The sequence below is a fragment of the Chungangia koreensis genome (assembly GCF_042651785.1).
In the GTDB taxonomy this organism is placed as follows: Bacteria; Bacillota; Bacilli; order Bacillales_A; family Planococcaceae; genus Chungangia; species Chungangia koreensis.
On the sequence record NZ_JBHSEC010000022.1, the window covers coordinates 1 to 19900 of the forward strand.

The following is a 19900-nucleotide window of genomic DNA, read 5'->3' on the forward strand; positions in this document are numbered from 1 at the left end:
CCAGCGTTCGTCCTGAGCCAGGATCAAACTCTCCATAAAGAGTATGAGTTAAGCTCATAAGTTTTGCTGGCATCAATTATGATGTCCAAATTTGTTGTCTATTCTGTCCGACGGAGGTCGGATCAAAACAAGTGTTTGTTAGACGTTTTGCTGTTCAGTTTTCAAGGTTCATATTTAAGTCACTGCCGTAACAGCAACTTTTATACTTTAACATTTCTCAAAAACAATGTCAAATACTTTTTTAAAAGATATTTAATTTGTCTTGTTCTCTGTTGAAGTAGCTTACTTATAATAACAACTTTTATATCACATGTCAACAATCATTTTCCTTTTTTCATCCATCATGTAAAAAACCGCGCATATCATCATATGCGCGGTTCTATAAGTGGTTCCATTATTGGACCTTACCAATCACACGTTCAATCCACAATTGTCGTTTAGCTGAAAGATCCAGCATCTCATTGTTCTTTGCTAATTTAACGATGGGTCTCGTCTTTTCTTCACGTTTAGTAAATACAACTTCGCCAATTTCACCGTTAGATAATCTAACAGTAGTACCCATCGGGATGTTTGTCAAAAGGTCTATGAGTGCACTGACAACTTGAATATTGAACTTTCCGAATTCCTCTTCCTTAATTTTCTCAATTACTTTATACGGAGATTCCTTTGATCTATAGATCCGCTCCGATGTCATTGCATGAAAAACATCTGCAACTGCAATGATTTGAGAAAGAATGGAGATTTGTTCGAGTTTCTCTCCTTTTGGATAACCGCTCCCGTCAAGTCGTTCATGATGCTGGAAGATGGCCATCTTCATTTCCTGTTTTAAGATAGGTATGTCTTTGACCATTTGGTAGCTGTATATCGTATGTTTTCGAATCTCATTGAATTCACTGTCAGTGAGGAAAGCAGTTTTTTCTCTTATCTTCACATCGATTTTGGACATTCCGCTATCAGCCATTAGACCAGCTGTTGCCATTTGTAATACCTGGCCCTTAGTAAATTTCATTTTATCGGCAATAGCTCCGGAAATAATTCCTACAGCAACTGAATGATGATATAGATAATCCTTCGGTTCGGAATATTCATTGAGAAGCGGGAGAATCTCCCTTTCTTCCAGCGCATGGTCAACAAGCGGGAGAATTAAAGATCGAAGTTTTGCAGCATCTACTTTCTTACCTGCCTGCCACCCTATAAATTCTTTCTTATAGGCATCTACTGCCTCTTTATAGTTTGTTAGAAAGTTACGCGAACCCATTGTTGCCGATTCAACAAAGTCTTTTGCTGATTGATCCTTTTGTTCTTCTTCAACTTCTTCCCTCATAAAGGGATTATTCCGCAGAATCGGTACTTTTAATATATTGAAAGCTTTAAGGACTTGAAAATGCTCATTAGTTAATGGAGTGTTTTTTTTGATGATTGGAAATCGAGTATTGGCCTTCACATCCTCTGCTAACACTTGGCCGATTCGCAACTCTGAAAAAGTCATATAAGTTACATCCATTCTCCTACCCGCCTTACTCTTGTTTGTAGAACTATTGTATCAGATATAACGAGTTTTGGTTTATAATCTTCAAAATCTTTTATCATTTTTTGGAAATCTATTCTTTTGATTTTCAATATTCCCAACAATTTAAGAGAGGCGTATGATAAGTCAAAGAAGGACGTGTTGAATAGATGAAAGCTTCTCTTAATTTTCACCCGGTTGTTTGGACGTTGTTGACCGGAACAATCTTTACCCGAGCTGCAAGTTCTATGGCCTTGCCATTCTTAGCTCTGTATTTATCCAGCAGTCAACAGGTAAATCCTGTGCTTATCGGAATAACCATCGGCCTTAGCCCTTTAAGCAGTACGCTTGGAGGTTTTATGGGAGGATATTTGTCCGACCGGATCGGTCGTAAAAAGGTCATGTTAAGTGCCATTGCTCTTTGGTCACTTGTCTATTGTGGATTCGCATTAGCGGATCATATCGTCTTATTTATGATTTTAAATGTCTTGAATGGCTTGTGCCGCTCATTCTTTGAACCTTCTTCCCAAGCCATGATGGGAGATCTAACTGAAAGTCGACTCAGAAAGCGGGTATTTTCTTTACGTTATACTGCCATTAATGTGGGGGCAGCAGTGGGACCTTTATTGGGAGTTTATATCGCAGGCTTTTCTTCAAGTCTACCATTCCTCATTACTGGTATTATGTATTTCCTTTATGGGATCGCTTTATTAATCATGCTGAATAAATTCTCTACTGCCCAGATTACACCAGAGAAAAAACTAAGTCTTTCCGAAACCCTTACTGTTGTATTACGAGACCGTATTCTACTACTGTTTGTTATTGGAGGAATTCTCGTTAATTTCGGCTATTCACAAGTCGATTCCACTTTACCACAATATTTACAAACTTCATTCCAAGAGGGAGTTGTATTATTCTCACGCCTTATTTCGCTAAATGCCATTATGGTGATCCTACTTCAATACCCGCTAAGTGTATTTTCTGAGAAATGGCCGGTTATGAATACCATTATGGTCGGTTGTACACTGTTTGCAGTCGGTTTTGCTGGCTTTGGCTTTGCCACTACACCTATATGGTTTATTATTTCAATGATAATTGTGACGATTGGGGAGATTTTTGTTTTTCCATCGACGAGTGTATTCATCGACATGATTGCACCGGAAGGCCGTAGGGGAACATACTTCGGTGCAGCCCAATTCCGGTCAATCGGCAACTTTTCGGGTCCGGTCTTCGGAGGATGGCTTCTAATGGAGACGGGCGGCCACTGGTTATTTATCATCATTGGCTTCATCATCTTAAGTAGTTTGCTCTTCTATTCGTCCGGCAATAAACTCTTTTCCAAAACAAAACCGGTATCGGATTAAGTTCCGACACCGGTTTTTTACTTATTCTTCAGATTCATCTTCAACAGGGTCTGTAATGTCTGAGGACTCTTCGACTTCAATGTCAGAAGACTCTTCCAGTTCTTCCCCTTCTACTACTTCTACTACTTCAACTGTTTCCGCTTCAGGATCTTTTTCCACTTTTGCAACCGTTGCAACCGTTTCATTTTCACCAAGGCGAATCAGTTTAACGCCTTGCGTGCTTCTTCCTGTTACGGAAATATCATTTACGTCCATACGGATCAAAATTCCATGGACTGTAATTAGCATAAGGTCTTCTGATCCATCTACAACCTTCACGGCAACAAGCGGGCCATTTTTATCGGTTATGGAGCAGGTTTTAATTCCGATACCACCACGGGATTGTAAACGGTATTCAGCTTCAGGTGTCCGTTTTCCGTAACCTTTTTCTGTTACAACCAGAACTTCTGAACCTTCCTCCAAGATTTCCATACCGACTACTTCATCACCATTGCGTAATCGGATCCCTCTGACACCGGCAGCTGTACGTCCCATCGAACGGATATCAGTTTCCTCGAATCGGACGAGCATGCCGTTTCTTGTTCCGATAATGATTTGCTTGTGACCATCAGTCAGTTGGACAGAAATAAGTTCATCATCATCATGGAGGGAGATGGCGATTAACCCATTTGCACGGATGTTGGCGAAGTTGGATAGTGACGTACGTTTAGTAACTCCGAATTTAGTCGTAAAGATGAAGTAAGAATCCTCTTCATACGACTCGACTTTAATCATCGCGGTTACTTTTTCATTCTTCTCAATGCCTAAAAGGTTGACGATTGGCAGACCTTTTGCCGTACGGCCGAATTCAGGGATTTCATAACCTTTTGCCCTGTACACTTTCCCTTTGCTTGTGAAGAAAAGAATCGTGTCATGGGTAGAACTGTTCAAAAGATGCTCTACGAAGTCATCTTGGTTCGTTCCCATCCCTGTTACACCGCGTCCACCGCGTTTTTGGCTCCGGTATGTGTTAGCTGGTGCACGTTTAATATAGCCGTTATGAGTTAGGGTCAATACAGAGTTTTCCCGAGGAATCAAATCTTCGTCCTCAATCATTTCCATACCGCCGACGCCGATTTCCGTACGTCGATTATCGCTGAACCGTTCTTTGATTTCTTGCAATTCTTCTCGAATGATGTTCAATAGTTTTTCTTCATCAGCCAAGATGGCACGCAATTCATTGATGAGCTTCGTTAGTTCAACGTATTCATCCTCGATCTTTTCTCGTTCCAAACCAGTCAAACGTTGTAGTCGCATATCCAAAATTGCTTGAGCCTGACGTTCAGATAACTTGAACTTGTCCATCAAACCGGCTTTCGCTTCATCTCCGGTTTTCGAACTACGGATCAATGTGATAATTTCATCGATATGATCCAGAGCAATTCTTAGACCTTCTAAAATGTGCGCACGGTCTTCCGCTTTGTTTAGTTCGTATTGGGTACGTCTGCGGATGACGACCTTTTGATGTTCCAAATAGTAATACAATGCTTCTCTCAAGCTCAGGACTCGCGGCTGGCCATCGACAAGGGCAAGCATATTAATACCAAAGCTGGATTGAAGAGCCGTATGTTTATATAAATTATTTAAAACGACATTGGCATTGGCATCTTTACGGACCTCAATGACAATTCGCATTCCAGTACGGTCGGATTCGTCTCGTAAGTCGGAAATACCGTCTAATCGTTTGTCCCTGACAAGCTCAGCAATTTTCTCGATCAATCTTGCTTTGTTGACTTGGTAAGGGATCTCATGAACTAAGATGACTTCTCGTCCATTTGATTTTTGTTCAATTTCAACTTTTGCACGGATGACTATGGACCCTTTACCTGTTTCGTATGCACGGCGGATCCCGCTCCGGCCTAAGATAATACCGCCGGTTGGAAAGTCTGGGCCTGGAATGATTTCCATTAGCTCTTCCGTCGTAATAGCCGGGTTTTCTGCTACTGCCAGTACGCCGTCAATGGTCTCACCTAAATGATGGGGTGGGATGTTTGTTGCCATACCTACCGCAATGCCGGATGTCCCGTTCACTAAAAGGTTCGGGAATCGGCTTGGAAGAACGACCGGTTCCTTCTCTTGTCCATCATAGTTATCTTTGTAGTCAATTGTGTCTTTATTGATATCCCGTAGCAATTCCATCGCAATCCGGGACATACGTGATTCTGTATAACGCATCGCCGCAGCTGAGTCGCCGTCTACCGAACCGAAGTTTCCGTGTCCATCAACGAGCATGTATCGATAGTTGAAGTCCTGCGCCATACGTACCATTGCTTCATACACCGCACTATCACCATGAGGGTGATACTTACCGATGACATCCCCAACGATACGGGCTGATTTTTTATAAGGCTTGTCTGCCGTGTTCCCCAAATCTTGCATCGCATAGAGAATCCGCCTGTGAACTGGCTTCAATCCATCGCGGACATCGGGGAGGGCACGCGAAACAATAACACTCATCGCATAATCTAAGAACGATGTTTTCATTTCGGTGCTGATATTAATGCCTTTTACCCCACTACTTGGCCTCTCTGCCATGTTGTAGACCCCCTTCTAAACCGCTTATATATCCAAATTCTTAACATATACTGCATTTTCTTCGATAAACTGTCTGCGAGGCTCTACTTCATCGCCCATGAGACGTTGGAAGACTTCGTCTGCTTCAATTGCATCATCCAATTCCACTTGAAGAAGTGTGCGGTGTTCAGGGTCCATTGTTGTATCCCAAAGCTGGGTTGCATTCATTTCACCAAGACCTTTATAACGTTGGATGTTCGGCTTTGGAACGCTTGGCAGCCTTGTCAAAATTTCTTGGAGTTCTGCATCACTATAACAATATTCCACGTGCTTCCCTTGTTTTACCTGGTAAAGAGGTGGCTGGGCAGCATACACATAACCCGCCTCGATCAGCGGACGCATGAAGCGGAAGAAGAATGTAAGCAATAGTGTCCGGATATGGGCACCATCCACATCGGCATCGGTCATGATGATGATTTTGTGGTACCTTGCTTTTTCTAAGTTGAATTCCTCTCCAATACCTGTTCCAAGAGCTGTAATCATTGCACGGATTTCCGCATTGGAAAGGATCCGGTTCAAGTGCGCCTTTTCCACGTTCAAGATTTTCCCGCGAAGTGGAAGAATTGCTTGGAAGTGACGATCCCGACCAGTCTTAGCTGAACCTCCTGCAGAGTCACCCTCAACGATATACAATTCGGATTCAGCCGGAATTCTGGAAGAACAGTCTGCTAATTTACCAGGAAGTGCAGAGACTTCGAGTGCTGATTTACGTCGTGTGAATTCTCTCGCCTTTTTAGCCGCAACGCGTGCACGAGCAGCCATTTGGCCTTTTTCAACCACTTTTCTTGCAACAGATGGATTTTCCAATAGGAATCGTTCGAATCCTTCCGAAAATAGGTTATTCGTGATCGTACTCACTTCCGAGTTCCCTAATTTCGTTTTTGTTTGACCCTCAAATTGAGGATTCGGGTGTTTAATCGAAACAATCGCGGTCAAACCTTCCCGTACGTCATCACCTGATAAGTTTCCATCCGCATCCTTGATCAAATTGTTCTTCTTCCCATAATCGTTGATAATACGCGTTAAGGCAGTTTTGAAACCGGACTCATGTGTTCCGCCTTCGTACGTATTAATGTTATTGGCAAAAGAAAAAATATTTGAACTGTAACCGGCATTATACTGCAAGGCTATTTCGATAGAAATTCCATCTTTTTCGCCTTCTATGAAGATCGGCTCTTCATGGATCGGTTCTTTGGATTTATTTAAATGTTCAACATAGGATTTAATACCACCCTCATAGTGGTATGTATTAGTACGCAATTCTTCTTCACGTTCATCTGCAATGGTAATTTGAAGACCACGGTTCAAATAAGCAAGCTCTCGAATTCGGTTCGCTAAAATGTCGTATTCATAAACTGTCGTTTCAGTGAAGATTTCAGGATCTGCTTTAAATCGGGTTTTTGTGCCTGTTTCATCTGTTTCACCGATTACTTTCAAATCTTCTTGCGGTACACCGCGTTCAAAACTGATGAAATGAATTTTTCCATCGCGTTTAACATATACTTCTGTTTTTAAAGACAACGCGTTGACGACAGAGGCACCTACACCGTGAAGACCACCGGATACTTTATAGCCTCCTCCGCCGAATTTACCGCCGGCGTGAAGTACAGTCATGATTGTTTCGACTGCTGGACGACCGGTCTTTTCGACAACATCGACCGGAATACCGCGTCCGTTATCTTCAACTCGAATCCAGTTATCCTTCTCGATTGTCACTTTAATATGGTCACAGTAACCTGCAAGTGCTTCGTCAATACTATTATCTACGATTTCCCAAACTAAATGGTGAAGCCCTTTTGAACTTGTGCTACCAATATACATGCCGGGACGTTTACGGACTGCTTCAAGCCCTTCCAATACCTGGATCTGCTCGGCGTCATAATGAGGATTTTGCAACTCTTTTTCTTCCATGGCTTACTCCACCTGCTCTTTCATGCATTCGTATTCTACTAACCTAAACGGAGTCTACTCGGTCATATGGTGAACGGTGCCCTTGTCTACACGATACATATCCGCTTTCCGGATTGTTTCATGATCGATTCCTTCGATGTTTGTCGTTGTCACAAACGTCTGGACGGCACCTTGAATTGTGTTAAGTAAATGGGACTGCCGATAATCATCCAATTCGGAAAGAACATCGTCTAAAAGTAGAATCGGAGCCTCACCGATTTCCTGTTTGACCAGTTCAATTTCGGCAAGCTTCAGCGATAAGGCTGTCGTCCTCTGCTGTCCTTGCGACCCATAAGTCTGAACATCATAGCCATTCACAAAAAAATGAAGGTCATCCCGATGGGGACCCACTAATGTCAGACCTCTTTCCAATTCACGTTTCCGATTCTCGTTTAACCGCTTTTCTAAAAATGCAGCCATCTCTTCTTCGGACCAGTCGGGGTCCAAACCGTTCAATGGGTTATAGCGGATTTCCAGCTTTTCCAAACCTCTTGAGATTCCAAAGTGGATAGGTTCTGCCCATTTCTGCAACATATCCATAAACTGAAATCTCTTACGAATGATTTGGATGGATAATTGAATGTATTGTTCTGTATAAACATCAAACATAACATCATTAAGTGATTGCTTACCGGCATTTGCCTTCAATATGTGATTACGATGTTTTAGGATCTTTTGGAAATTCAACAAATCGTGTAAATATACAGGCGAAATCTGTCCAATTTCCATATCTAAAAAACGTCGTCTTATTTGAGGACTCCCTTTGACCAGATTCAGATCTTCAGGGGCAAACATGACGACATTCAATTGCCCGATGTATTGACTTAAACGGTTCTGTTCAAGATGGTTCACTTTCGCCTTTTTTCCCTTTTTGGAGATTGTCAGCTCAAGTGGGATACGTCCATATTTCTTTTGGACTTCTCCTCTTATTTTACCATAATCTTGTTCCCAACGTATCAATTCTTTATCGTTCGAAGTACGATGTGATTTTGCCATGGACAAGACGTAGAGAGATTCCATCACATTTGTCTTTCCTTGGGCATTTTCACCGATAAATACATTGATTGATGGTGAAAAATCCAATTGGAGATGCTCGTAGTTACGGTAATTGGTCAACTCTAATTTCTCAACGATCATTCGATTCTCCGGCCGCAATAATCTTGTACCGTCCAACTCCTGGTATATTAACGAGATCTCCGTCTTTGATTTTTTTCCCTCTTCGGCGCTCGATTTCTCCATTTACGAATACATCGTGTTCGTGCAAAAACCATTTGGCCATGCCGCCGGAATCAATAGCGTCGGTCATTTTTAGTAATTGTCCAAGTGTAACGAATTCACTTGTGATTGAAAGTTCATTCATGACTGTTTCAATCCTTCTCTACATAATCTATCCTTTCATTTTACCTTACTTTCGCAAGTAAGTAAAAAAAGATAAGTCCTCTGCTGCTTTTACTCTCTTTTTCTTTATACATTTTGGTACAAAAAAGATAAGAACCCGCTTAAAGGCGAATTCTTATCTGAAAGTTCGTATTTAGAGTATTTGTCTTAATATGTCCGAACCGGCAGGATGAGCTGGATGATTGCATCATCATGAGCAGATTTTAGGATAAATGGGCGCATGGAACCTGTGAATTGAATGACAACATCCTGGCCGTCTATCGCTTTTAGGGCATCCATCATGTATTTTGCGCTAAAGGAAATTTTCAGTTCTTCCCCATCGACTTCGATTGCTTCGATTTGCTCTTCTACTTTTCCTATTTCAGGAGAATTCGAAGAGATTTCGACCACTTTGCCTTCATCTGTAGAAAACTTAACGATATTATAACGGTCTTCACGCGCAAGCAACGAAGCACGATCGATTGCTTGTAACAAAGTTTTTCCGTTCACTGTGACATTCGTTTTGTATTCCGAAGGGATCAGACGGGATGTGTCTGGATAATTACCCTCGAGTAAACGGGAAAAGAACAAGACGTTTCCTGATTTGAATAACACTTGTTGATTTGCTAATACGATATCCACAGGTGTTGAACCATCAACCAAAATTTTGCTCAATTCTTGAAGGCTCTTACCTGGAATAACTGCAGTATACTCACCAGCCAAATTTTCAAGGGATGTCTTTCTTCTCGCTAAACGATGGCTATCAGTCGCTGTACAAATAAGTTCCCCTTCAGCCACTTGCCAATTAACACCTGTTAGTACTGGACGGCTTTCTGAAGATGATACGGCAAAAACAGTTTCCCTGATAATAGATTTTAACAGGTCTCCTGGAATTGAAAATTTCCGGTCTTCTTCGACTTGTGGTAGCAGCGGATATTCATCCGCATCGGAGCCGATCAAGTGGAATTCAGATTTGCCGGAACGGATATGTGTTTGCAAATGACCTGTCACTTCGATTACTACATCATTTGTTGGTAGTTTTCGGATGATTTCATTGAAAAATTTAGCTTGTAGGACGATTGAACCTGGTTCAATTACTCGAATGATTTGTTCTCCGTCTTCTTCTGCAGGTATGAACGATTGAATCGTTATATCCGAATCGCTTCCTGTGAGACGGAGCCCTTCTTCTGTCACATCAATTTTGATCCCCGTCAGAATCGGAATGGCCGCTTTTGAACTGACTGCTTTCATTACGTCATTCAACCCGTCTAATAACCGGTCTCGAACTATGTCAAATTTCATCATTCTACCTCGCTTAATATAATTATTAGTTTTAAAAAGAATAATAGTAATAGTAATAAGGGCTGTGGATTTGTGGATAAGTCCACTTTTCCTATACTGGCCAAGTTATCCACATGTTTATAAACTGTGCATGACTATGAATCGATTATTCTACCTTATCCACAATATCATAGTTTGCTTAATAGATTCCTTATATCCTTAATATCTTGCTGAAGAGATTGATCTTCTTTCAACATTTTTACTATTTTTTCGTGAGCATGGATGACTGTGGAATGATCTCTTCCTCCAAACTCGTCCCCAATTTTAGGTAAAGAGAAATCTGTCATTTCCCTCGATAGATACATGGCTATTTGCCGTGGAAAAGCAACAGATCTTGTGCGTTTTTTTGCAGTGAAATCTTCCAAACGGACATGGAAATGCTCACCGACGGCTTTTTGAATATCCAAAATGGTAAGTGCACGCGGTCTGGCATTCGGCATAATATCCTTCAACGCTTCCGCAGCCAAATCAGACGAAATGTCTTGGTTGACGAGAGATGAATAAGCTACTACCCGAATTAATGCTCCTTCAAGTTCCCGGATATTTGAATCGATTTGGTTCGCGATGTAGTTCATGACTTCATCCGGAATATCAATTAATCCATCTGCCTTCGCTTTTTTCTTCAAGATGGCAATCCTTGTTTCCAAGTCTGGCGGTGAAATATCCGTGATTAAACCCCATTCGAAACGTGAACGCAGCCTGTCTTCCAGTGTCGGGATTTCCTTTGGAGGACGGTCGCTAGAGATGATGATTTGTTTTAGCTCTTCATGAAGTGTATTGAATGTGTGGAAAAATTCCTCTTGAGTTGATTCTTTTCCTGCGAGGAATTGAATATCATCTATCAAGAGCACGTCCACATTTCGGTATTTATTGCGAAATTCGACGGCTTTATTGTCTCGGATCGAGTTGATGAATTCATTCGTGAATTTTTCGGATGATAAATAAACAACTTTAGCAGAAGGATTCTGCTCTAATACATAATGACCGATGGCATGCATTAAATGGGTTTTCCCTAAACCTACACCTCCGTATATGAATAAAGGGTTGTAAGCTTTGGCAGGGGCTTCTGCAACTGCAAGCGAAGCAGCGTGTGCGAAGCGGTTACCTGAGCCAATCACGAACGTATCAAATGTATACTTCGGATTCAGCATGCCTGGCATATTGTCGTTCATTACATCATTTCTATTTCTTACTGTTGGTTTCACTACAGGAAAATCATCTTCTTGCTCAACGTTTTTCGGTACAACAAAACGGATTTCCTGTTCCTCTCCTAAGAGTTCGTTCATGATATCGGTAATGAGAGGTACATAGTGATTATCGAGCCAGTCCCTCGTAAAAGAGTTGGGAGCTGTAATAGTCACTACATTCTGTTTAAAATCGATCATTTTAGTCGACTTCAACCATGTATCGAAACTTGGTTTAGATATTTTTTGTTCGACCATGGAAAGTACTTGACCCCATAGTTCCTCATATTGGTCCAACTTTACGCCTCCTTTTCTAAAAAAATGAATGAATAGAACTTAGTTATGGTTAATATGTATAGTAGGTTGCACATGAAATGCACAAATTCACATATTGTGGATAACTCTTTTGAAGATGCGTGGAAAATTTTATCCACAGATTATTAACAGCTGTGGATAAAAAATGACTCGTATTTTTCTGAGAAGAGTAAAACACAAATATCGTAACAAAAAAAGATAGAAATTACAACAGTTTGACGTACTTATCCACAAACCGCCAAATTGCGCACATCACAGATATCCACAGGCTGTCTGTTTGTGAAAATCTTGTCGATAAATGTTGTGGATAATAAAAAATCGGATTTTGTTCATTCACAGTATTATAAGTAAAACAAATGTGAAAGTGTGGATAACTTTGCATCCTAAATTTAGTTGAATACGTAGTTGATCTTGGATGAGCGGTAATAAATGGAGTTGACATTTAAGGGCAAAACTATATATAATATGCAAGACTGTCTTACGAAACACTCGATTTACACTCAGGAGGTGTCTTATAAATGAAACGTACGTACCAACCTAATAAACGTAAACATAGTAAAGTACATGGCTTCCGCGCACGTATGAGCACGAAAAATGGCCGCCGAGTTCTTGCAGCCCGCCGTCGTAAAGGAAGAAAAGTATTATCAGCTTAAGTCCACTGACACCCTCAGTGGTCTTTTTTTCTTTTAGGAACTAATTAGTAGATTGTTAAGCAGTTGGACCAATTCCGCTGCTTAACAATCTTTTTATAGGTAGAAAACGATACGAAGCAGGTGTATTAAATGAATAAACGCCAACGCATTAAGAAGAACGAAGAGTTTCAAAAGGTGTTTAAAAAAGGAAAGTCATTCGCTAATCGGCAATTCGTCGTTTATTATCTCGAGAAAGAGGGGCAGATGGAATTTCGGATCGGCTTATCTGTCAGTAAAAAGATAGGAAAAGCTGTTGTTCGAAACCAGATCAAACGGTACATCCGCCAATCATTTCTTGAACTGAATGAACAATTACGTCCAAATATGGACTATGTCATCATCGCCAGACAACCGGCGGCCGCACTAGATTTTCATGAAACTAAAAAAAGCCTGATGCATGTACTCAAAATCGCAAAAGTTCTTAAGAAAACCAAATAGAATATGACAGAGAAACGAATTTATAGATAGAAATCGATTTTCGTTTCCAACGGAATAGGCGAACATGATAAGATGGACTAAAATAATTAGCAGCAAATGTTGGGGGAAAAAAGTTGAAGAAAAAAATCTTGCTTATATCGATGCTTTTAGCATTAGCCGTTTTTATGGCAGGATGTACAGAATTCAATGAGCCTATTTATAAAGATTCACAAGGCTTCTGGAATGAGTACATCGTTTGGCCTCTTGTTTCTTTAATCGAGCTTTTTAAAGATTTAGCCGGTACTTATGGCATCGGGATTATCTTAGTTACCATCATTATCCGGTTAGCACTTCTTCCATTGATGATTAATCAGACGAAGAGTTCCAAGAAGATGCAGGAAATTCAGCCGGAGATGAAGAAACTTCAAGAGAAGTACAAATCGAAAGACGCTGTGACACAAAAGAAATACCAAGAAGAAATGCAAAATCTGCTTAAGGACAATAAAGTAAATCCGGCTGCAGGCTGTTTACCGGTACTAATCCAAATGCCGATATTGATCGGTTTCTACCATGCGATTAGCCGGATGAATAACACACCGGAAATCAATCTTGGCGGATTCCTTTGGTTCCCACTTGCAGAACCAAGCGTTTCATTGGCCATTTTGGCAGGTCTCATGCAGTTCATCGTATTGCGTACAGGTCCAGCAATTGATAACCCGCAAATGAAAGTGATGATGTATTTCATGCCATTTACAATCATCATTTTCGGATCATTCCTTCCAGCGGCATTATCACTATACTGGGTAGTCGGAAACATCATTTCAATCATTCAAAACCTTTTCATCTACAAACCTTGGGAAAAGAAGAAAAAAGTAGAACCTGTTAAATCAGGAGGGAAGAAAAAATGAAACGGATGACGCAGACCGGGACAACCGTCGAAGAAGCGGTTAAAAGTGCCTTGTCCCGCCTTGGGGTGGACAGGAATCAAGTGAAGGTTGACATCATCAGTGAAGGCAAAAAAGGGTTTTTAGGATTTGGTTCAAAACCTGCTGAAGTTGAAGTGACAGTTATTGAGTTGGACGAACCAACTTCAACTAATATAACGACTTTAAAGGAAGAAGCTGTTGAAGTAGAACCAGCTTTGCAGCCGAACGAAAACATTTCTGAAACTCTTCCTGAAGAAAAAACGTCCGCTGAGGAAATCCAGCACGAGAAAGTTTCTCCAGAAACCGCAATTGAAGAAACAAAATTGTATTTGTCTAATGTAGCAAAGGCGATGAACATTGAAGATTTGTCCATTAGCCATGAAGTGAATGGCAAGTATGTCACGATTTCTATGGAAAGCGAAAAAGCTGCTCTCTTAATAGGGAAGAGGGGGCATACATTGAATTCGCTGCAACAATTAGCTCAATTGGTAGCAAATAAGCATGCTGGCCAATTTCTATTAATCGAGCTGGATGTTGAAAATTACCGGGAAAGACGCCAGGAAGCATTGGAACAATTAGCTGAGAGAATGGCCGATAAGGCAGTCCGCTCTGGAAAGAAAGTAGAATTTGAACCGATGCCATCCTATGAACGGAAAGTGATCCATCATACTTTATCGAACCGTTTAGATATCGAAACGTATTCAGAAGGCACTGAACCCCATCGTCATCTTGTTATCGAACCAATTAAATAAAACGTATTATAAAATGAACCGGCCTTAATTTAAGGTCGGTTCATTTTTTGTTGACAAAACAAAAGTATTAATTCTTAAACGGCCACAAATTTTGGCCGTTTTTCTTTTCCTATAGGAATAAGTTACCCCTCTTTAGAAATAAGTCATTTTATGTTATTATTGTACGTTAGAACCGTCTCGAATTTTGTTATCCACATGTGTATAACTTTGAAAGCAGGTGAACGTCCATGGATTTCGATACAATTTCAGCGATATCCACACCGATGGGTGAAGGAGCCATTGCTATTGTCCGCCTGAGCGGGGATGAAGCAGTGCAGATTGCAGATCGGATTTTCAAATCTCCGTCGAATAAAAAATTGGTGGAGCAACCATCACACACAATTCACTATGGACACTTAGTAGAAACAAAAACTGGTGAAGTAGTGGAGGAAGTGATGGTTTCTCTTATGAGAGGGCCTAAGACGTTCACCAGGGAAGATGTAGTCGAGATCAATTGTCACGGTGGCATCGTTTCGGTTAATCGTGTGTTACAGCTTGTTTTGACGAATGGAGCAAGACTTGCGGAGCCAGGTGAATTTACGAAACGGGCTTTCCTAAATGGCAGAATTGACTTATCACAGGCGGAAGCGGTAATGGATTTGATAAGAGCTAAAAGTGACCGTGCCATGAATGTGGCATTAGGGCAGATGGAAGGGAAGCTTTCAAAGCTGATCAGCAGCTTAAGACAAGCTCTGTTAGAAACTTTAGCTCAAGTCGAAGTGAACATAGACTATCCGGAATATGATGATGTGGAAGAGATGACCCAAAGTACGATTATTGAAAAAGGGCAATGGGTGAAATCTGAAATCGAGCGGCTTCTACAAACCTCATCTCAAGGAAAGATTCTTCGTGAAGGACTATCTACCGTTATTATTGGAAGACCAAATGTCGGGAAGTCCTCACTTTTAAATAGTCTTGTCCATGAAAATAAGGCAATCGTAACAGATATCGCCGGAACTACCCGGGATATTATCGAAGAGTATGTCAATGTACGCGGTGTACCTCTTCGATTAGTGGATACAGCAGGAATCCGTGAAACAGAAGACATTGTCGAACGGATCGGGGTTGAGCGTTCTCGCCAAGTGTTAAAGGAAGCGGATCTTATTCTGCTCTTACTCAATTATTCGGAAGAACTGTCGCCTGAAGATGAACGCCTTTTTGAGGCGATTGAAGGTATGGATACCATTGTGGTAATCAATAAGACAGATTTGCCAAATAAATTGAATATGGAGCGGGTGAGGGAGCTTTCAGCGGGCAAGAAGCTTGTTACAACTTCTTTACTGAAAGAGGAAGGGGTAGATTCTCTTGAAGAAGCCATCGCTGAATTATTCTTCGAAGGATCCATTGAATCTGCCGACTTAACGTATGTATCGAATGCAAGGCATATTGCTTTGCTTCATCAAGCAAAAAATTCAATCGAGGATGCAATCGAAGCTGCCGAATCAGGCGTTCCGATTGACATGGTTCAAATAGATGTGACAAGAACTTGGGAGATTTTAGGGGAAATCATAGGCGATACTGTCCAAGAAAGCTTGATTAACCAGTTGTTCTCCCAGTTCTGTCTTGGAAAATAATAGAAAGGAATGAGACACTAATGCCAAAATTTGAGGCAGGAACGTATGATGTAATCGTCATCGGTGCAGGGCATGCAGGTGCTGAAGCCGGTTTAGCGGCGGCGGCAATGGGTGCTAAAACGCTCGTATTGACAATCAATCTGGACATGATTGCGTTCATGTATTGCAACCCGTCCATTGGCGGTCCTGCAAAAGGTATTGTCGTCCGAGAAATAGATGCCCTTGGCGGAGTAATGGGGAAAGTCATAGACCGAACACACATTCAAATGCGGATGTTGAATACAGGTAAAGGCCCTGCAGTACGTGCACTTCGTGCACAAGCAGACAAAGTCCTTTACCAGCAAGAAATGAAACGATTGATGGAGGAACAAGAGAATTTGTCACTTCATCAAGGTATGGTGGAAGAACTGATTGTTGAAGATGGAGAAGTAAAGGGAGTAATCACTCAGGTTGGAGCAGTTTATCGTTCAAACACGGTAATCGTGACAACAGGTACATTCTTGCGTGGTGAAATTATTCTTGGCGACTTGAAATATTCCAGTGGTCCGAATAATCAACAGCCATCTTTGAAACTGGCGGATAATATTAAGGAATTGGGCTTTGACATGGTCCGTTTTAAAACCGGTACACCGCCTCGCGTCAACAGTAAATCGATTGACTACAGTAAGACTGAAATTCAGCCTGGGGACGATGTTCCAAGGGCGTTCAGCTATGAAACGACTGAATTTATCATGGATCAGCTACCTTGCTGGCTAACTTATACCAGTGCGGAAACTCATGAAATTATTAATGAAAACCTGCATCTTTCTCCAATGTATTCTGGCATGATTAAAGGAACAGGACCACGTTATTGTCCTTCCATTGAAGACAAAGTAGTCCGTTTCAATGACAAGCCACGCCACCAGATTTTCTTAGAGCCAGAAGGCAGGAATACAAGTGAAGTATATGTTCAAGGTCTCTCCACAAGTTTACCTGAGCATGTACAGCGGAGAATGATTGCATCCGTACCAGGTCTTGAAAACGCAGAGATGATGCGAGCCGGTTATGCCATCGAATACGATGCAATTGTTCCGACACAGTTATGGCCAACACTTGAAACGAAGAAAATCCGTAACCTGTACACTGCAGGACAAATTAACGGAACATCCGGATATGAGGAAGCAGCTGGCCAAGGTCTGATGGCAGGAATTAACGCAGCCGCACGTTCATTAGGTAAAGAGGAAGTCATTTTAAGCCGTTCTGATGCTTACATTGGCGTTCTGATTGATGACCTTGTGACAAAGGGTACGAATGAGCCATACCGTCTTCTGACTTCCCGTGCGGAGTATCGCTTACTTCTTCGTCATGACAATGCAGATATGCGTTTGACGGAAATCGGTTATAAAATCGGCCTTGTGGATGAAGAACGCTATGCAAAATTCTTGGAGAAGAAAGAGAAAATCGAGAATGAAATCACCCGTCTTCGTGGAATAATACTGAAGCCAAATGAAACAACACAAGCATTGATTCGCGAGATCGGCGGCAGTGAATTGAAAGACGGCATACATGCCGTCGATTTGTTGAAGCGTACGGAAGTCAATTATGAGCATATTGAGCGTTTAACCCCATCTGAGGTACAATTAACAGATGAAATGAAGGAACAAATTGAAATTATCGTGAAATACGAAGGATATATTAATAAGTCCCTTCAACAAGTGGAGAAACTTAAGAAAATGGAAGACAAAAAGATTCCAGATCTGATTGACTATGATGCTATTTCTGGTATTGCTACAGAAGCGAAGCAAAAATTGAAAACGGTACGTCCGCTTTCGATTGCACAAGCTTCACGGATTTCAGGAGTAAACCCAGCAGATATCTCCATTTTGCTTGTATATATTGAACAAGGTAAAATCGCAAAACTTTCAAGCTGATTTCAGCAATGGCAAAGGCTGATGTCCACTAACTTCTGACATCAGCCTTTCTCTTTGATAAAAACGAATTTTATAATTTTATCATTAATCAGTTTTTCTTCACTTTCCATCAAAACGGGAGGTTGTAAAAGCCTCCCATTATTACATAAGGAGGGGAATATGCTTGAACGAAGAAACATTTCTCCAAATGCTGAAGGAAAAAGGGATTATTCTGAATGATACTCAGATTCAGCAATTCCGTGATTACTATTCTCTCTTAGTTGAGTGGAATGAAAAAATGAATCTTACAGCTATTACAGATCAGCCTTCTGTCTATTTAAAACATTTCTATGATTCCATTTCCCTATCATTTTTCGTTGATCTCTCTAAACCTTTAAGCATATGTGATGTCGGAGCGGGAGCAGGTTTTCCAAGTATACCTTTAAAGATCTGCTATCCAAATCTGCAAGTTACGATTATTGATTCCTTAAATAAGCGTATTAAATTCCTGAATCATTTGAGTGCTGAGTTGAAACTTGATGGTGTAGCATTCAAACACGGTCGAGCAGAAGATGTAGGCCAAGACCCAGCATATCGGGAACAATTTGACCTAACTACAGCAAGGGCAGTGGCAAGACTTTCAGTACTTGCTGAACTTTGCATTCCATTCGTCAAAAAAGGTGGACAATTTGTTTCTATGAAAGCAGCATCTGGACAAGAAGAATGGGATGATGCTCAAAGGGCAATAAAATTATTAGGGGCTACCCCAAAAGAGGAGCATGCTTTCTTGTTACCGATCGAAGAAAGTGAAAGAACTATTTATGTTTTCGATAAAGTAAAGAACACGCCGAAAAAGTATCCAAGAAAGCCAGGTATACCAACCAAAACTCCTATTACAGGATAAATGTTCCACGTGAAACATTCATAAAAAAGGAAATCGGCCTTTCATATCGAATTATAATAAAGCAGGAAGCTATTAAAAGGTGGTGCCGAGGTTGAAAAGTCCTTTTTCTCGATTTTTCGGAAACGGAGAAAAAATAGAGCCGACCGAACAGAAGGATTCAAGTCAACATGAGGAAGTAGTCAAATTACCAATAGAAAATATTTCACCAAATAAATATCAACCACGTACAATCTTCGATGAAGAGAAAATTGAAGAGCTGGCAAGAACCATAAACACACACGGAATTATACAACCTATTGTGGTAAGACCGACTGAGGAAGCCGGTTTTGAAATCATTGCCGGTGAACGAAGATTCCGGGCAATGAAAAAGTTAGGATGGGCAGAAGTTCCGGCTATCGTTCGTGAGATGAGCGATAAAGAAACGGCTTCCGTTGCACTAATTGAAAACTTGCAACGTGAAGAGTTAACAGCAATAGAAGAAGCGATGGCATACGAAAAACTTCTCCAACTTCATTCGTTGACGCAGGAAGCATTAGCTCAGCGATTAGGGAAGGGGCAGTCAACAATTGCCAATAAACTTAGACTGCTAAAATTGCCTTACCGTATACAGGAATCGATTTTAAAGAGAGAAATCTCTGAAAGACATGCAAGAGCTTTAATTCCATTAAAAGAAGAAGACCAACAATTAATGGTTTTCGATGAAATGTTGGAAAAGCAATATAATGTAAAACAACTTGAAGAACGGGTAATGGAAGTATTGAATCCGGTGGCAGCTACGGTAGAGGAAGTAAAAAAAGATAAACCGAAACGTAAAGCTGTGAGCAAGGATGTCCGGATTGCACTAAATACGATTCGACAATCGCTTTCAATGGTAACTAAAAGTGGAATCGATTTAAAAACAGAAGAAGAAGATGGAGAAGATTTCTATCAAATCATCGTAAAGATTCCAAAGAAGAAAAAATAATCTCACTACCATTCATATGACTTCAGCCGAGGGGTTGGGGTCTTTTTTAGTTTTGAAAAACTGAAATATTTCAATTCTGTATCAAAACACTA

General features: G+C 40.9%; 16 protein-coding genes. 9 read left to right on the top strand and 7 right to left on the bottom strand.

Going from position 1 to position 19900, the window contains the following annotated elements; genetic code table 11:
• Positions 1 to 394 precede the first annotated feature (394 nt).
• Positions 395 to 1504: an HD-GYP domain-containing protein gene (locus ACFOZY_RS14715; RefSeq protein WP_378156828.1), complete on the bottom strand. Its 1110-nt coding sequence runs from the start codon at positions 1502 to 1504 to the stop codon at positions 395 to 397.
• Between the two features lie 173 nt (positions 1505 to 1677).
• Here ACFOZY_RS14715 and ACFOZY_RS14720 point away from each other — a divergent pair, with 173 nt between their 5' ends.
• On the top strand, positions 1678 to 2871 hold the full coding sequence (locus ACFOZY_RS14720; protein WP_378156830.1) for an MDR family MFS transporter: 1194 nt from the start codon (positions 1678 to 1680) through the stop codon (positions 2869 to 2871).
• A 21-nt stretch (positions 2872 to 2892) separates the two neighbouring features.
• Here the strand turns inward: ACFOZY_RS14720 and gyrA are convergent, their stop codons facing one another.
• From gyrA to dnaA, 6 genes are all read right to left on the bottom strand, one after another.
• Positions 2893 to 5445 (bottom strand): DNA gyrase subunit A, encoded by a 2553-nt coding sequence (gene gyrA / locus ACFOZY_RS14725; protein ID WP_378156832.1) that lies wholly within the window; start codon positions 5443 to 5445, stop codon positions 2893 to 2895.
• 24 nt (positions 5446 to 5469) lie between these two features.
• A complete protein-coding gene (gene gyrB / locus ACFOZY_RS14730; RefSeq protein ID WP_378156834.1) occupies positions 5470 to 7395 on the bottom strand; it encodes a DNA topoisomerase (ATP-hydrolyzing) subunit B in 1926 nt (641 codons plus the stop codon).
• A gap of 54 nt (positions 7396 to 7449) precedes the next feature.
• A complete protein-coding gene (recF, locus tag ACFOZY_RS14735; RefSeq protein ID WP_378156836.1) occupies positions 7450 to 8571 on the bottom strand; it encodes a DNA replication/repair protein RecF in 1122 nt (373 codons plus the stop codon).
• Positions 8561 to 8794 carry a S4 domain-containing protein YaaA gene (gene yaaA, locus ACFOZY_RS14740; protein ID WP_378156838.1) on the bottom strand — a complete coding sequence of 78 codons (234 nt, stop codon included), beginning with the start codon at positions 8792 to 8794 and terminating at the stop codon, positions 8561 to 8563. The genes recF and yaaA overlap by 11 nt, the downstream gene beginning before the upstream one ends.
• A 185-nt stretch (positions 8795 to 8979) precedes the next feature.
• Positions 8980 to 10116, bottom strand: a complete 1137-nt coding sequence (gene dnaN, locus ACFOZY_RS14745) for a DNA polymerase III subunit beta (RefSeq protein ID WP_378156840.1) — start codon at positions 10114 to 10116, stop codon at positions 8980 to 8982.
• Between the two features lie 164 nt (positions 10117 to 10280).
• The gene (dnaA, locus tag ACFOZY_RS14750) at positions 10281 to 11633 is read right to left on the bottom strand and encodes a chromosomal replication initiator protein DnaA (RefSeq protein WP_378156842.1); all 1353 of its coding nucleotides are present in this window, start codon (positions 11631 to 11633) and stop codon (positions 10281 to 10283) included.
• Positions 11634 to 12169: 536 nt separating this feature from the next.
• Between dnaA and rpmH the strand changes: the two genes are divergently transcribed.
• From rpmH to noc, 8 genes are all read left to right on the top strand, one after another.
• A complete protein-coding gene (rpmH, locus tag ACFOZY_RS14755; protein ID WP_066109727.1) occupies positions 12170 to 12304 on the top strand; it encodes a 50S ribosomal protein L34 in 135 nt (44 codons plus the stop codon).
• A 129-nt stretch (positions 12305 to 12433) separates the two neighbouring features.
• A complete protein-coding gene (gene rnpA, locus ACFOZY_RS14760) occupies positions 12434 to 12781 on the top strand; it encodes a ribonuclease P protein component (RefSeq protein ID WP_378156845.1) in 348 nt (115 codons plus the stop codon).
• Between the two features lie 113 nt (positions 12782 to 12894).
• Positions 12895 to 13668, top strand: coding sequence for a membrane protein insertase YidC (gene yidC, locus ACFOZY_RS14765; RefSeq protein WP_378156847.1), 774 nt, complete (start codon positions 12895 to 12897; stop codon positions 13666 to 13668).
• On the top strand, positions 13665 to 14438 hold the full coding sequence (gene jag / locus ACFOZY_RS14770; protein WP_378156849.1) for an RNA-binding cell elongation regulator Jag/EloR: 774 nt from the start codon (positions 13665 to 13667) through the stop codon (positions 14436 to 14438). The genes yidC and jag overlap by 4 nt, the downstream gene beginning before the upstream one ends.
• 227 nt (positions 14439 to 14665) lie before the next feature.
• A complete protein-coding gene (gene mnmE / locus ACFOZY_RS14775) occupies positions 14666 to 16051 on the top strand; it encodes a tRNA uridine-5-carboxymethylaminomethyl(34) synthesis GTPase MnmE (RefSeq protein ID WP_378156851.1) in 1386 nt (461 codons plus the stop codon).
• 20 nt (positions 16052 to 16071) lie between these two features.
• Positions 16072 to 17961, top strand: a complete 1890-nt coding sequence (gene mnmG, locus ACFOZY_RS14780) for a tRNA uridine-5-carboxymethylaminomethyl(34) synthesis enzyme MnmG (RefSeq protein ID WP_378156853.1) — start codon at positions 16072 to 16074, stop codon at positions 17959 to 17961.
• A gap of 187 nt (positions 17962 to 18148) precedes the next feature.
• Complete coding sequence (gene rsmG / locus ACFOZY_RS14785) at positions 18149 to 18844, top strand: 16S rRNA (guanine(527)-N(7))-methyltransferase RsmG (protein WP_378157373.1); 696 nt, start codon at positions 18149 to 18151, stop codon at positions 18842 to 18844.
• A gap of 91 nt (positions 18845 to 18935) precedes the next feature.
• Positions 18936 to 19808 carry a nucleoid occlusion protein gene (gene noc / locus ACFOZY_RS14790; RefSeq protein ID WP_378156856.1) on the top strand — a complete coding sequence of 291 codons (873 nt, stop codon included), beginning with the start codon at positions 18936 to 18938 and terminating at the stop codon, positions 19806 to 19808.
• The last annotated feature ends 92 nt before the right edge of the window (positions 19809 to 19900 follow it).